Genomic DNA, 15,321 nt, shown 5'->3' with positions numbered 1-15,321 from the left:
TGGTCGATGACGGCCTGTATCGCTGCCAGTGCGACGGATTCGGTGGCGGCGGGCACGGGAACCACCGTGGACAGGTTGAACCGGCCGATCGCACCGCCGCGCTCGCGGAGCTGGTGCACGACCGGGAGCGGGGGACGATCGCCGACTCCGTCGGAATCCGGCGGGCCGACGACCGGGTTCGCCGCGCCGCCGGCCCGGGCGAGCGCGGCCGGGGTGCGGTGGGTGAACACGTCCTGCGGGCTGATCTCGATGCCCAGCCGCCGGGCCCGGCTGGCGACCGCGATGGACAGGATGCTGTCCCCGCCCAGCCGGAAGAAGTCGTCGTCCGGGCCGACCGCCGCGACCCCGAGCACCTCGGCGAAGATCGCGCTGAGCGGCCCGCCGTCCGGGCCGGGCGCCGGAGCCGGGGCGGCGGCGGGAAGGGCGGCCCGGTCCAGCTTTCCGTTGGCGGTCAACGGCAGTTCGTCGAGGACGAGCACCGTGTCCGGCACCAGGGCCGCCGGCAGCGTGGCGGCGAGTGCGGCGCGCAGGGCGTCGGGATCGAGGACCTGGCCCGGGGCGGGCACGGCGTACCCGGTCAGCCTGCGGTCGCGATAGGTCACCGCGGCGCGCGCGACGCCCGGCTGGGCCGCGAGCCGGCTCTCGATCTCGCCGGGTTCGGCCCGGTGGCCCCGTATCTTGAGTTGCTGGTCGGTGCGGCCGGTGAAGACCAGGGCGCCGTCCGGGCCGAACCGGACCAGGTCGCCGGTGCGGTACATCCGCTCCCCCGGCGCGCCGAACGGGTCGGCGACGAACCGGCCGGCGGTCAGGCCGGGCCGGTTGTGGTAGCCCAGCGCCAGTTGCGCACCGGCGACGTACAACTCGCCGGCCGGCGCCGGACGCAGGTAGCGGTCCAGCACGTAGAGCCGGGTGTTGGCGACCGGATGTCCGATCGGGACGGTCCGCTCCGCGCCGGTCACCGGCCAGCGGCAGACCTGCACGGTGGTCTCGGTCGGACCGTAGACGTGGTGCAGCGGCACGCCGAGCAGCGTTCGCCACCGGCTCGCCACCTCGGCGCGCAGCGTGTCACCGCCGCTGAACACCCGGCGCAGCGACCGGGCGGCGTCCAGGTTCCCGGTGACCGCCAGCGCGTCGAGGAACGCCGCGAGCAGGCTGGACACCAGCACCATCGTGGTGATCCGGTGCTCGGCGAGCAGCGCGGCCAGGTAGGCCGGGTCGCCCTGACCGCCGGGGCGGGCCACCACCACGGTCGCACCCTGGGTCAGCGGCCAGAACACCTCGATCACCGAAGGGTCGAAGCCGGGCGAGATCTGGTGCAGGACCCGTTCCCCGGGGGTGAGCGGGAACTCGTGCTGGAGCCAGCGGATCTGGTTGAGCACCGCGCTGTGCGGCACCAGCACGCCCTTGGGTGTGCCGGTGGAGCCCGAGGTGTAGATCAGGTATGCGGGCCGGGCGGCGGGGTCGGCCGGTGGCGCGGGCGCCGCCAGCGCCTCGGCGCGCAGCAGCCGCACCCGGTCGGCGGGAAGGTCCGGATCGATGGGCAGGTAGGCGGCACCGGACTTGAGCGCGGCGAGCATGGCGACCACGGCGTCGACCGAGCGGTGCCGCTGGACCGGCACGACGGCGCCGGTCAGCGTGGCGGCCAGCGCGTCCGCGCGGGCGTTCAGTTCGGCGTAGCTGACCCGCTCCTGCCCGGCGATGAGCGCGGTGGCTTCCGGGGTGCGGGCGGCCTGCGCCTCGAACAGCGCGTGCAGGGTCGTGGGCGGGTTGTCCAGCACCGGGCCGGTCAACGCGAAGTCGGGCGCCGGCAGCCGGGCGACGGTCTGGTCCGGTTGCGCGGCAACGGAGTCCAGCAGGTCGGTGAGGGCCTGGGCGATCCGTCGCACGTAGTCGGGGTCGAGGCGGGTGGTGTCGTAGCTGAGCTCGAGGACGAGGCGGTCACCGGGCAGCACGATCACCGCGAGCGGGTAGTGGCCCTCGCCGAAGAACTCGACGCCGGCCACGGTGAGCGGGCCGTCCCCGGCGCGCAACGCCGGGTCGACCGGGTAGTTCTCGAACACGACCAGCGTGTCGAACAGTTCGTCCACCCCGGCCAGGCGGTGCAGTTCGGCCAGACCGAGGTGCTGGTGGTCGAGCAGCGCGGTCTGCGCGGTGTGCAGCCGGTGCAGCACCGTCGCCACGGAGTCGCAGGCGCCCCAACGCATCCGGACCGGGACGGTGTTGGCGAACAGGCCCACCATGGCCTCGATGCCGGGCACCGGCGCGGCCCGGCCGGAGACGGTGCTGCCGAACACCACGTCCTCGCGGCCGGTCAGCCGGCCGAGCAGCAGCCCCCAGGCGGCGTGCACCACGGTGCTGACCGTGAGGTCCCGGTCCCGGGCCAGGTTCCGCAGGCTCGCGGTGCCGGCCCCGGACAGCTCGATCCGGATCCGCTCGGAGCGGCCCGGCCGGCCGGTTTCCGGGGCCAGCCGGGTGGGTTCGTCGACGCCGGCCAGTTCGGTCCGCCAGGCCTGCCGGGCGGCGGCCAGGTCCCGGCCGGCCAGCCAGTCGGTGTACTGCCGGTACGGCGTGACCGGCTTCAGGGTGGCCGGATCCGTATACAGCGCAAGGATTTCCTTGACCATGACCGGTACCGACCAGCCGTCGGCGACGATGTGGTGCAGCGTCAGCACCAGCCAGCTCTGGTCCGGCCCGCCGCGCACCAGCGCGGCGCGCAGCAGCGGCGGGTCGGCCAGGTCGAACCGCTTCGATCGTTCGTCTTCCGCGATGCCGGCCACGGGCCCGGCCGTGACCTCGCGGAACGGCACGGCCACCTCGCCGGCGATGACCTGCACGACCCGGCCGTCGTCCCACTGCCGGAACCCGGCCCGCAACGGCGGATGCCGGCGCACCAGCGCCTGCACGGCCTGCCGCAGCCGGGCGGCGTCCACCGCGCCGCGCAGCTCGATCACCTGCTGGACCAGGTACACGTCGGTGCCGGCCTGCGCGTGGAAGAAGAACCCTTGCTGCAGCGGGGAAGCCGGCAGCACCTCGGCACACGGCTCGGCGAGCGCCGCGAGCCAGAGCCGGGCCAGGTCCCGGACCGACTCCTCGGACAGCACCGCACCGGCCCAGGACAGGGTCGCGGCCCGCGCATCGGCGTTGATCTCCAGCACGTGCCCGAGCGGCTGGTCGGGATCGGCGCCGGCGTCGAACTCCACGTCCGGCAGCCGGCCCAGGTAGTTGAACAGCACCTGCGGCGCCGGGGCGTCGAGCCGGCCGGCGAGCAACCCGAAGCCGATCCCGTTGTCCGGCAGGGCCCGCAGCTGCTCACGCACCCGGAGCACGGCGGTGCCGAGGTCATCGGTGCCGGGGTCCAGGCGCACCGGGTACATGCTGGTGAACCAGCCGACCGTGCGGGACAGGTCGACGCCGGGCGCGAGCTGCTCCTCGCGGCCGTGGCCCTCGAGATCGATCAGCACCGGCCCCCCGGTGCGCCAGCGGCCAAGCGCCACGGCCAGCGCCGCCAACAGCACCTCGAACCGGGCCGGCGGGAGCGGCACGGTGACCGACCGCTGGGTCGCCACGGTGTCCGCCGGGCCCAGCGGCCGCTCGCCGAGCAGCGGGTCAGGGCCGTCGAGCTGAGCGCGCCACAGCGGCAGTTCGGACTCGCGGTCGGCCGCACCGAGCAGTTCGGACCACCGGCGGAAGGAGGTGGCGACCGGCGGCGCCTCGCCGCCCCGCCAGAGCAGCTCCAGGTCTCCCAACAGGATCCGCCAGGACACCGCGTCCACCACGAGATGGTGGATGGCCAGGTGCAGGCGGTGCGCGGCGGGTTCCCAGGCCGCGCGGAGCATGATCCCGGCGCGCGGGTCGAGCCGGGTCCAGGGCGCACCGGCCCCGGTCTCCAGCAGGTCCTCGGCCCGCACCGTGCCGGCCGGGGGCACCGTCAGCGACCAGTCCTCCCGCAGCCGGGCCCGCAGCATGTCGTGCCGGTCCAGGATGGCCTGCAGGCTCTTCACAAGCCCGTCCCGGTCCAGCCCGGCCGGCAGCGGGACGCGCACCGACTGGTGGAATCGCTCGACCGGACCGCGGCGCCGCGCGAGCCACCGGATGATCGGGGTCGGCGCAACGGTTCCGGTGCCGTCATCGGAGACCGCCACCGGCGCCGGACCGGTGCGCGTGGCCAGCGCGGCGACGGTGCGATGCCGGAACACGTCGCGGGGGGTGAAGGTGAACCCGTGCCGGCGGGCCGTGTTGACCAGCTGGATCGCCAGAATGCTGTCGCCGCCGAGCTCGAAGAAGCTGTCCTGGACGCCGACCTCGGGCAGGCCGAGCACCTCGGCGAACACCGCGGCCAGGGCGTGTTCGGCGGCCGTGGCCGGCCGGTCGTCCCCGACCGTCCACTCTGGATCCGGCAGCGCGCGGACGTCCAGCTTTCCGTTGGCGGTCAACGGCAGTGGCTGGTCCAGGACCATGATGACGCTGGGCACCAGGTACTCCGGGAGGCGCCGGGCGAGGTCGGACCGCACCGCGCCGGGGTCGACACCGGCACCGGTCAGGTAGGCGACCAGGCGCCGGTCGCGCAGCAGGACGGCCGCCTGAGCGACCGACGGGTGGGCCAGCAGCGCGCTCTCCACCTCGGCGGGCTCGACCCGGTGACCACGGATCTTGACCTGGTTGTCCGACCGGCCGAGGAACTCCAGGTTTCCGTCCGCGCGCCAGCGCACCCGGTCCCCGGTGCGGTACATCCGGGCGCCGGGCGCGCCGAACGGGTCGGCGACGAACCGGTGCGCGGTCGGCCCCGCCTGGCCGCGATAGCCGCGGGCCAGACCGCGGCCGGCCACGTACAACTCGCCGGCGACGCCGACCCCCACCGGGCGCAGCGCCGAATCCAGGACGTGCAGCCGGGTGTTGGGGTCCGGCCGGCCGATCGGCACCGGCCCGGTCCAGCCCGGCCGCGCCGGCCACAGCGTCGAGTTGACCGTGGCCTCGGTCAACCCGTAGGCCACGACCACACGCAACCGGTCCGACCAGCGCGCCACCAGCTCCGCCGGCACCGCCTCGGTTCCCACGACCAGCACCGCCCCGGCCGGCAGCTCGCACTCCGGCGGCAGCGCCGAGACCAGGGCCGGCGGCAGGATCATGTGGGTCACCCGATGCTCGGTCAGGTACCCGGTCAGGGTCGCGTCGGCGACCCGAAGTTCGGACGGCACCAACACCAGCCGCGCGCCGGTGCACAGCGCCATGCAGATGTCCCAGACCGCGACGTCGAACCCGACCGAGGCGAACTGGGCGATGCGGCTCTCCGCGGTCACGCCCAGCCGGTCGACCGCGGTGGCGACCAGGCTGCCGATGCCTTCGTGGGTCACCACAACGGCTTTCGGCCGGCCGCTGGACCCGGAGGTGTAGATCACATAGGCGGCGGAGTCCAAACCGATCGGTCCGGTTTCCAGGTCGGCTCCGCTCTGCCCGTGGGAGGCGGCGATGTCGGCGGCGGTGACGACCAGCCGGGCGCCGGCGTCGGCGACCAGGTACGACACCCGCTCCGGCGGGAGGTTCTCGTCCAGCGGCAGGTAGGCGGCGCCGGTCTTGAGAACGCCGAGCAGGGCGACGATCAGGTCGACCGAGCGGGGCACCGCGACGCCGACCACGTCCTCCGGGCCCACTCCCCGGCCGGTCAACAGCCGGGCGAGCCGGTTGGCGGCCGCGTCCAACTCGGCGTAGGTGAGCCGGACCGGGCCGCACTCCACGGCGACGGCGCGCGGGGTGCTGCGCGCCTGCCGCTCGAACGCGGCCGGCCAGGTGCGCTCGTCGACCTCGCGGTCCTCGGCGCCGAACCGGCGCAGCGTCCGGTGTTCGGCGCCGGTCAGCAGCTCGACCGTCCCGAGTGGACGATCCGGCTCGGCCGCCAGCGCCTCGAGCATCGCGCGGAACCGCCGGACGTGGCCGGCCAGCTCGTCGTCGCCGCACATCGCGGCGTCGGCGACGAAGTCGACCAGCGGCGGGCCGCCGGGCTGCTCGACGACGGTGATGGCGAGGTCGTCGACCGGACCGGTCCACAGCTCGTGGAACGTGGCGTCGTGGTCGCCGAACCGGATGTCGCGGCCGAACCCGATCACGTTGACCGTCGGCCCGACCAGTTCGCGCAGGCCGCCGGGCGCGCCGAGATCCCGGGCCAGTTGCTCGCCCCGGTAGCGGCCGTGCGCGACGAGCTCGCGGATCGCCGCGGTGATCCGCGTGACGAGTTCGGTGGCGGTGTGCTCCGGGTGCACGGTGATCCGCAGCGGCAGGACGTTGGACACCATGCCGGGTACCGCACGCAGTTGCGGCGTGGTGCGGGCACTCACCGGCAGGGCGAGGACGAGATCGCGCTGCCCGCTCCACCGGTGCAGGTACGCGGCCAGCGCCGCGATCACGAACCGGGACGGCCGCGCGCCGGCGATCCCCCGGCCCGCCGCCGGCAACCGCAACCGCTGCCGGCGCAACGCGACGGCCGGCCGCTCCCCGATCTCCACCAGCCGGGCCGGATCCGCCCGCCCCCGCATCCGGCCCGCCCAGTAGGCACGGTCAGGCCCGCCGTCGTACTCCCGGTCACCGTCCACATAGGTCGACAGGGACCAGGAGACCGGCTCCTCATCCCCGGAGTACAGCCCGCCCACCCGGCCGACCACCAGCGCCACCCCGTAGGCGTCGATCGCGATGTGGTGATACCGCTGGTACCAGAACACCCGCCCCCGCCCGACCCTGATCAGCGCATGGCCGAACAGCGGCCCGTTCTCCAGGTCGAACACCCGGACCCGGTCGGCGTCCATGTAGCGCGACGCCGCCTGCTCATCGAGGTCGAGCACCGGGACCGGGACCTCCGCCGGCACCCGGACCTGAGCCTCGCCGCTGACGCGGACGTGCAGGCACTCGGCTTCGGTGCTGGCCCGGCGGATCGCCGCGGCGAGCCGGGCGAGGTCGACCTCGCCGCGGATCTCCACGTAACAGGCGACGTTGAAGGTGGTGTCGGTGGGATCGATCTGGTGCGCGAGCCGGATACCCGACTGCGCCCTGGTGAGCGGGAGGCTCGCCGGTGGGCTCACTGGGCACCGGCGGCCAGCAGCGGGGCGAGCTGGTCGATGGCGTACGGGATGCTCAGGACGGTGTTGAACGAGATCGCCGCGCCCACGGGCGGGGTCGCGTAGGGGACGAACAGGGCGCGACCGTCCTTGGCCACCTTCAGGCTCTGGTAGACCTGGTCGGCCTTGATCCGGCCTTCGGCGGCCGGGTCGGAGGTGAGGAAGACCACGCGGTCGACGTCGATCAGGTCCAGCCGCTCGGAGCTGACCTCGAGCGCGTTCTGGGTGCCGGCCTCCTTGGTGATCCGGTCGGAGACCTTGAAACCGAGGCCGGTCAGGAACTGGGCCTTCGGGTCACCGGGGGCGAAGATCGCGTACTGGCCGGGCTGGAAGCTGTCCACGACGGCGACGGACTTTCCGGCCCAGTCCGGGTGTTCCTTGCGCACGGTGGCGAACCGGGCGTCGATCCCGGCGATCAGCTCGTCGACCTTTGCCGGCATCCCGAGCGCCAGACCGGTGAGCTTGGTCATCTCCTGCCACGGCGCGAGCCAGTCCTCGTAACCCTTGGGCTGCGCGACGGTCGGCGCGATCTTGGACAGGGTGTCGTACTGCTCCCGGGTCATCCCCGAGTACAACCCGATGATCAGGTCCGGCTTCAGGTCGATGATCTTCTCGACGTCGTAGTCGTCCCGCTTGCCGACCACCTCCGGAGGCTTGTCCCCCCACAGCTCCTTGGTCCACGGCCACTGCCCGTACGGGCGCTCGCCGAACCAGTCGATCGCGCCGACCGGCCGGACGCCGAGGGCGAGCACGGCGTCCTGGTCGTTGAGCCCGAGGGTGACCACCCGCTCGGCCTTCTTCGCGATCTCGGTCGTGCCGTACTTGTGCTCCACTCGCACGGGGAACGCGCCCTGGTTCTGCCCGGCCTGCGTCTGCGGCGCGGCCGGGGTTTCGGAACTGCCGCATGCCGTGGCCAGCAGGGCGGTGGCCACCAGGACAGCGGGAATGAGCTTGGACATCGGCTCCTCGGCGAGTGTGCGAACGGAACATCAAGTTAGGGCAACCTAACACAGTCTGGTTAGGGTTACCTAGCCTAAGTAAGGGCAGGCTAGGGTGACTCCGTGATCCGGACCAGGCTGCTGGCGACCCTCGGCGTGCTCGCCGTGCTGTGCCTGCTGTCACTGATGATCGGCGCCCGGGCCGTGCCACCGGGCGACGTGCTCGGCGCCCTGTTCGGCGACCGCGGCCCGGACATCGAGGGAATCGTGTGGGGCGCCCGGCTTCCGCGCACCGTGCTCGGTCTGCTCGTCGGCGCTGCGCTGGGCCTGGCCGGAGCGGTCATGCAGGCGCTGACCCGCAACCCGCTGGCCGACCCCGGACTGCTCGGGATCAGTGCCGGCGCGGCGTTCGGCATCGTGGCGGCCGCCGCCGTGGTCGGCGTGAGCACGTTCTACGGCTACATCGGCTTCGCCTTCGCCGGCGCGGTGCTGGCCAGCGTCGTGGTCTACCTGCTCGGCGGCGCCGGGCGCGGCGCGGCCTCCCCGGTCACCCTCGCCCTGGCCGGCGTCGCGCTCACCGCCCTGCTCACCTCGCTCACCAGCGGCATCGCCCTGATCGACCCGGAAGCGCTGAACCGCTACCGGTTCTGGGACGCCGGCTCGCTGGCCGGGTCGGATTTCGGCGTGGTGTGGCGCCTGGCCCCGGTGCTACTGGCCGGCGCCGTGGTCGCGCTGGCCGTCGCACCGGCGCTGAACAGCCTGGCCCTCGGCACCGACGTCGCCGCCGCGCTGGGCCGGCGGGTCGGCCTGGTGCGGGCGGGTGCCGCGGTGTCGATCACCCTGCTCACCGCCGCCGCCGTGGCCGCAGTCGGGCCGATCGTGTTCGTCGGGCTGGTCGTTCCGCATCTGGCGCGGGTGGTCACCGGCCCGGACCACCGGTGGCTGCTGCCGATCTCCGCGCTGCTCGCCCCGGTTCTGTTGCTGGCGGCGGACATTCTCGGCCGGGTGGTGGCGCGCCCGGGCGAGGTCGGCGTCGGCGTCGTGGTGGCGGTCGTCGGCGCGCCGGTGTTCATCGGCCTGGTCCGCAGGCGCCGCCTGGCGGAGTTGTAGTGCCCGCCCGGATTCGCCCGCTGCTCGTCCCGGCCTGCCTGGCCGGGGCGACGGCGGCCGCGTTCTGTCTGGGCCTGGCCATGGGCGCCCACTGGGTCGATCCGGTCGACGTGGTGCGGGCGCTGGCCGGGTCCGGCGACCGGTTCGCGCTGCTCACCGTCAACGAACTGCGGTTGCCGCGGGCACTGGTCGGGTTGCTGGCCGGCGCGGCGTTCGGGGTCGCGGGCGCGGTTTTCCAGACGGTCACCCGAAATCCGCTGGCCAGCCCGGACATGATCGGGATCTCGGCGGGGGCGGCGGTCGCGGTGGTGGCCGGGATCGTGCTCGGCATCGACCCCGCCGGCCTGGGCCTGGCCGGCGGGCTGCTCGCGGCGCTGGTGGTCTACCTGCTCGCCTGGAACCAGGGCACCACCGGGTACCGGATCATCCTGGTCGGCGTCGGGGTGACCTGGGTGTGCACCAGCACGACCAGCTGGCTGCTCACCAAAGCCGAGCTGTACCAGGCACAACAGGCGGTCGGCTGGCTGGTCGGCAACCTGGGCGACAGCACCTGGCAGGACGTCCCGGCGCTGGCGGTCAGCGCGGCGGTGCTCGTTCCCGGGGTGCTGCTGCTCGGCGGCTGGCTGCGCACCCTGCAACTCGGCGACGAGATCGCCACCGGGCTCGGCACCCCGGTGCAGCGGGCCCGGCTGGTGCTGCTGCTGGCCGGCGTCGGTCTGGTCGCGTTCGCCACCGCCGCGGCCGGACCGATCGCGTTCATCGCGCTCGCCTCGCCGCAGATTGCGCGCCGGCTCGCCGGTGCCGCCGCGCCGCCGGTGCTCGCCTCCGGGCTGACCGGTGCGCTCGTCGTGCTCGCCGCCGACCTGCTCGCCCGGCAGGTGCAGCTGCCGGTCGGGGTGGTGACCGGCGTGTTCGGCGCCCCGTTCCTCATGTGGTTACTGATCAGGAAGAACCGCTATGCCTGAGCTGCGCGCCACCGGTGTCCGGTTGGCCTACCACAACAACATGGTGGTCGTCGACGACCTCGACCTGACCGTCCCGGATGGACGGATCAGCGTGATCGTGGGCGCGAACGCGTCCGGCAAGTCCACCCTGCTGCGGGCGCTGGCCCGGTTGCTCATCCCGCGCGCCGGCAGCGTGCACCTGGACGGCCGGTCCATCCATGAGATGCCGACCCGGCAGGTCGCCACCCAGGTCGGCATCCTGCCGCAGGGCCCGGTCGCCCCGGAGGGGTTGACCGTCGGCGATCTGGTCGGCCGCGGCCGCGCCCCGCACCAGCGGTGGTGGCACCAGTGGTCGGCCACCGACGAGCACGAGGTGGCCGAGGCACTCCGGCTGACCGGGCTGACCGACCTGGCCCGGCGCCCGGTCGACGAGTTGTCCGGCGGCCAACGCCAGCGCGCCTGGATCGCGATGGCCATCGCCCAGGGCACCCCGATCCTGTTGCTGGACGAACCGACCACCTATCTCGACCTGGCCCACCAGATCGACGTGCTGGACCTGATCGTCGACCTGAACCGCCGCGAGGGCCGCACGGTCGTCATGGTGCTGCACGACCTCAACCAGGCCTGTCGCTACGCCGACCACATGATCGCGATGAGGTCCGGGCGCATCGTCGCCGAGGGCGGCCCGGCCGAGGTGATCACCGCGGAACTGGTCGAGGAGGTGTTCGGGCTGCGCTGCCGGGTCATCGCGGACCCGGTCGCCGGAACACCCCTGGTGCTGCCGGTCGGCCGGCACGTGGTCGAGCCTGGCTGACCTACCGCGAGGACTTGGTCCGGCTGGCCGCTTTGCTGGCGGCCTTGCTGGCCGCGGCGGCCTTGCGGGCCGCGGACCGGGCCCTGGCGATGGCATCCTTGCCGTTGGGCGACTCGCCGTGCGCGGCGACCGCGGCGTCGACGCTGGCCTGCAACGCGGTGATCAGGTCCGCCACTGTGGAGTCCTCGTCCGCGGCGACCGGGCGGACGATCTCCCGTCCCTCGATCTTGGCCTCGATCAGGTCCTCCAGCGCCTCGCGGTAGCGGTCGGTGTACTGGGACGGAACGAATGCGCCGGACAACTGCTCGATGGCCTCCACCGCGGCGTGCACCTCGGGGCCGACCAGATCCACGTCCTCGTGCAGGAACGGGAAGTCCGGGATGCGGATCTCGTCCGGCCACAGCATTGTGGTCAGCACGATGACCTGATCGCGCACGCGCAGCACGCCCAGGCTCTCCCTGGCCCGCAGCGCCACCTTCACCACCGCCGCCCGGCCGGACTGCTGCAACGCCTCGCTGAGCAGCACGTACGGCTTGATCCCGGCCGCCTCCGGTTCCAGGTAGTAGCTCTTGGAGAACCAGATCGGGTCGATCTGGTCGACCGGCACGAACGCCCGCACGTCGATCAGGCGGGTGGTGGCCAGCGGCAACGTGGCAAGGTCGTCGTCGGTGAGCATGACCACGTCCCCGGCCGGCATCTCGTAGCCCCGCACCACCTCGGTGAACGGCACCTCCTCGCCGTCCACCTCGCAGACCCGCTTCTGCCGGATCCGGCCACCGTCGGTCGAGTGCAGCTGGTGCAGCTCGATGTCGTGCTCCTCGGTCGCCGTGTAGGCCTTGACCGGAATGGCCGCCTGGCCGTATCCGATCGTGCCCTTCCACATGCTGCGCATTGGTCACCTCCGCGAGACCTTGCTGATCCCACGGTAACGGCCGGTCACAAGATCCGAAAGCTACAACCGGGTTTCCGGTCCGGTCACATCCAGGACTACCTGAAGCAGGGGACGGCTTTCGGCGATGGCGTCGGCGGAATGGCCGGCCGCCGCCGCGGACGCGCTGAGCACCTCGAACAATGCGGGATCCAGCCCGTGGTCCCGGGTGTATTCGGCCAGATGGGAAAGCGCGGCGCGCAGGCTGCGCTGACCGGCGACGAGATGGTCGACGATCGCGGCCAACTCCCCCGCCGTGCCGACGCACGCGTCGGCCGTGCGCGCGGCGGTTCCGTCGGCCAGACTCGCGGCGGATGCCTGAAGATGTGCCGCCACAACACTTCCGGGGAACACGGACATCCCAAGATCTGGCATGGCCGCCATGGTGCCACCGCCGCGCCGGCATGCCCGGTAGGACACACCGGCGACGGCGAAGGTGATCGCTGCCCGCCAGGGGCGGGCAACGACCACCCTGCGCATCACAAGGCGGCTACCGGGTCGGGATCGGCTCGGCGTCGACCATCACGTCGGACTGCTGGTTGGGCGGGTTGTTGCCGGCCACGTTCGGTTCCGCGAACCGGGCGTCGGTCCAGCACGGGATCGCCACGCCCCGGCTGGTGTCCAACCCGTTGTAGTCACCGATGAACGTGCCCTGCCGGAACGCCAGGTCGGGGTTCCAGGACTGCTCGGAAACCCGCCGGGTGTTGAACGTCCGGCCGGTGTTGGTGGACACCGACAGCGACGTGTCGATCAGCTTCGGCCCGCCGTAGCGCCGGTCGAAGTAGGTCACCGCGACCACCCCGTCCGGGGCCACCGACAGCCACGGGAACCACTGGTCGTCGACCGACTCCCGGGTGATGTTCAGCGGGCTGCTCCAGGTCCGGCCGCCGTCACCGGACGAGCTGACGAACACGTCGGTGTTGGTGTCGGCGGCCGTGCCGTTTCGGTTGTCGGAGAAGGCCAGGTAGAGCCGCCCGGTGCGGGGGTCGATGTCGATGTTGCCCGCGGCGTTGGTGCGGGCGCACATCAGGTCGAGCGTCTGCCGGCCTGCGCACACCGGGTACTTGTCGGCACCGTCGAACACGTCGGCGATCTTGACCGGCGGATCCCAGGTGGCGCCGCCGTTGGCCGACCGGACCACCAGGTACTGGTTGCGCTCGGTGCTGTTGACGTTGAAGTTCTCGAACGCCACGTACACGGCGCCGGTGCGCGGATCGACCACCGGCACGGAGAACTGGTCCTCGTCGCAGGCGCCGTCCTGGTCACCGGTCTGGAAGTCGCAGAACGGCGCGCTGCCGGAGATCTCCTGCGGCGCCGACCAGTGCCGGCCCTGGTCGTCCGAGTACGCCACATGGATCGCCGAGTCCACGTTGCCCAGGCCGTCCACGTCACTGTCGAACACGGTCCAGGTCACGTACAGCCGGTCCGGGCTGACGTGGCCCTGGTCGGTGCCCGGAACCAGCGTTGCGCCCGGCGGCCGCGGTCCGGCCACCGCCCATTCCTTGTCGTGGAAGAACTGCGCGTCGTCCGGGCCGCCGTTGTGCACCACGATGCCGTCACCCGGAGTCATCTCGGTACCGGCCGGCGGCGCGCCGTCCACCGGCGCCGACCAGGTGACCCCGCTGTCGGTGGACCGGCTGACCGCGATGTAGGAGTCGAAGTTCGACCGGCCGAAGGAGATGAACACCGCGTAGGCAACGCCCTCGCGGTCGAAGACGACCACCGGGTCGCCGGTGCCGTACATGTTGCGCTGCGGCGTGATGATCTGCCGTGCGTGCCGGGTGTACGGGAAGGTCTTGCCGCCGTCGAAGGACACGTACAGACCCATGGTCGAGTCCACGGCCGGCTCGTAGTCGTTGGACGCGGCGATGACGTTGCGCGGGTTGGTCGGGTTGATCGCGATGGCGGTCTCGTTGGCCGGCAGGCCCGAGCCGCTGCCGAACTGCGCCCGCGGGTCGGCCTTGTTGTCGCCGTTGGCCTGGACGTCGTCGCTGGGAACGGCGCGGGTGCGAGCGGCCACTTCGGGCGTCGCGGTCACCCCGGTTCCGTTCAGCAAACCGGGATCGGCCACCCCCGACAACTGCGGTCGCCCGGGCTTGGCGTCATATCCGAACCTGCCCCGGGGCTCCGCTTGTGACGGTGCTCCGGCGATCGTGAGAATTGCTCCGGTTAGCGTGATGACGGCGCCTGCCGCCAATATCCGCCTTCTCATTGCCGCGTCCTTTTGTCGAGGTCGAAACGCTTCTGGCGGTGCGGACCCCGGGAGCGGACGCTACTCCCTGAACCTGTGGGATCACACCGGCGAATGCATGATCCTCAGCCCGGCTGGATCACCGGGCGGCCGGACTCGACGACGAAGGAGCGGTCGGTGCGGGTGGGGGCGTCGCGCACCTCGATGGTGTCCACGACCCGGACGTCGGTGCGCCAGGAGTCCCGGCTCACCTCGCAGCGCAGGTATCCGCGCTTGAGCCCGTCGAAGTAGCGCACGTGCGGGTTGAGCAACGGGTTGAACTGCTTGATCGGCGCGTCGAAGGCCACCGGGAAGTCGGAGCTCATCGACGTTCCGACGAACTCGACGGCCACGTTGGGCGCGGCCGGGTCGTCGAAGTTGGTCTTCAGTTCGCTGACCCAGGTCGAATGGATGTCGCCGGCCAGGAACACCGGGTTGGCCACCCGCGACTCGGAGACGAAGCGCAGCAACCGTTCCCGCTGCGGCTGGTAGCCGTCCCACTGGTCATGGTTGACGATGGTGGGCGGCACCTGGGCCGGGTTCGGGAACCGGGTCCGGCTCATCATCACCTGCTGGGCGACCACGTTCCACCGGGCGCGCGAACCGGTCAGCCCCTCGGTGAGCCAGCGTTCCTGCTCGGCGCCGGTGAGCGTGCCGGCGGTGTTGCCGGCGCCGGGCGGCTCCGGGCCGAGGTCGCTGGGGAACCCGCCGGGCTGGTCGGTGCGGTACTGCCGGGTGTCCAGCACGTTGACCCGGGCCAGCCGGCCGAAGTCGAACCGCCGGAAGATGCGCAGCTCGGCCCGCCCCGGCCGGAAGTGCGCCCGGATCGGCATGTGCTCGTAGTAGGCCTGGTACGCCGCGGCGCGCTGCACGGCCATCTCCTCGGGCGTCTGGTGCCGCGCGCCGGTGTCCTCCGCCTCGTCGACCAACCCGGCGTAGTTGTTCTCCACCTCGTGGTCGTCCCAGGCCGTCACCCACGGGAAGGCGAGGTGCGCGGCCCGCAGCGCCGGGTCGCCCTTGTACTGCGCGTGCCGGGCGCGGTAGTCGGCCAGCGTGCGCAGCTGGTCCAGGCCGGGCGTCTGCGGCGTGGTGTGCATCCGGTCCGGGAACCGGCTGTTCGGATCGCCCTCGTAGATGTAGTCGCCGAGGTGCAGGATCAGGTCGAGATCCTCGCCGGCCACGCCGAGATAGCCAGGCCAGTAACCGTTCTGCAGGTCCTGGCAGCTCACCACGCCGAACCGCAGCCGGTTCGGG

At 72.5% G+C, this 15,321-nt stretch carries 9 protein-coding genes; 3 read left to right on the top strand and 6 right to left on the bottom strand.

What is annotated here, in order from left to right:
* Nucleotides 1–7,067, bottom strand: a 7,067-nt coding sequence (locus VFO68_RS33720; RefSeq protein WP_325162494.1) for a non-ribosomal peptide synthetase, incomplete at its 3' end; no start/stop codon positions are given.
* Entirely contained in the window at nucleotides 7,064–8,062 is a 999-nt protein-coding gene (locus tag VFO68_RS33715) for an iron-siderophore ABC transporter substrate-binding protein (protein ID WP_325162493.1), read from the bottom strand. The genes VFO68_RS33720 and VFO68_RS33715, both read right to left, overlap by 4 nt.
* A gap of 102 nt (nucleotides 8,063–8,164) precedes the next feature.
* Between VFO68_RS33715 and VFO68_RS33710 the strand changes: the two genes are divergently transcribed.
* The 3 genes from VFO68_RS33710 to VFO68_RS33700 are packed head-to-tail and all read left to right on the top strand — an operon-like array spanning nucleotide 8,165 to nucleotide 10,909.
* Nucleotides 8,165–9,151 carry a FecCD family ABC transporter permease gene (locus VFO68_RS33710; RefSeq protein WP_325162492.1) on the top strand — a complete coding sequence of 329 codons (987 nt, stop codon included), beginning with the start codon at nucleotides 8,165–8,167 and terminating at the stop codon, nucleotides 9,149–9,151.
* Complete coding sequence (locus VFO68_RS33705) at nucleotides 9,151–10,116, top strand: FecCD family ABC transporter permease (protein WP_325162491.1); 966 nt, start codon at nucleotides 9,151–9,153, stop codon at nucleotides 10,114–10,116. Before VFO68_RS33710 ends, VFO68_RS33705 begins: the two co-directional genes overlap by 1 nt.
* Nucleotides 10,109–10,909: an ABC transporter ATP-binding protein gene (locus VFO68_RS33700; protein WP_325162490.1), complete on the top strand. Its 801-nt coding sequence runs from the start codon at nucleotides 10,109–10,111 to the stop codon at nucleotides 10,907–10,909. The genes VFO68_RS33705 and VFO68_RS33700 overlap by 8 nt, the downstream gene beginning before the upstream one ends.
* Before the next feature lies 1 nt (nucleotide 10,910).
* On the opposite strand, the gene VFO68_RS33695 is transcribed toward VFO68_RS33700, so the two are convergent.
* The 4 genes from VFO68_RS33695 to VFO68_RS33680 form a co-directional block, all read right to left on the bottom strand.
* The gene (locus tag VFO68_RS33695; RefSeq protein WP_325162489.1) at nucleotides 10,911–11,801 is read right to left on the bottom strand and encodes a Ku protein; all 891 of its coding nucleotides are present in this window, start codon (nucleotides 11,799–11,801) and stop codon (nucleotides 10,911–10,913) included.
* 60 nt (nucleotides 11,802–11,861) lie between these two features.
* Complete coding sequence (locus VFO68_RS33690) at nucleotides 11,862–12,212, bottom strand: hypothetical protein (RefSeq protein WP_325162488.1); 351 nt, start codon at nucleotides 12,210–12,212, stop codon at nucleotides 11,862–11,864.
* 115 nt (nucleotides 12,213–12,327) lie between these two features.
* A complete protein-coding gene (locus VFO68_RS33685; protein ID WP_325162487.1) occupies nucleotides 12,328–13,875 on the bottom strand; it encodes a sialidase family protein in 1,548 nt (515 codons plus the stop codon).
* Between the two features lie 278 nt (nucleotides 13,876–14,153).
* Nucleotides 14,154–15,321, bottom strand: a 1,168-nt coding sequence (locus tag VFO68_RS33680) for an alkaline phosphatase D family protein (protein WP_325162486.1), incomplete at its 5' end; no start/stop codon positions are given.

Origin of the sequence: Actinophytocola sp. (assembly GCF_035712165.1) — a bacterium.
Lineage (GTDB): Bacteria > Actinomycetota > Actinomycetes > Mycobacteriales > Pseudonocardiaceae > DASYTH01.
The sequence above is the reverse complement of the archived record's forward strand: the minus strand, read 5'-3'. Positions and strand labels throughout refer to the sequence as shown.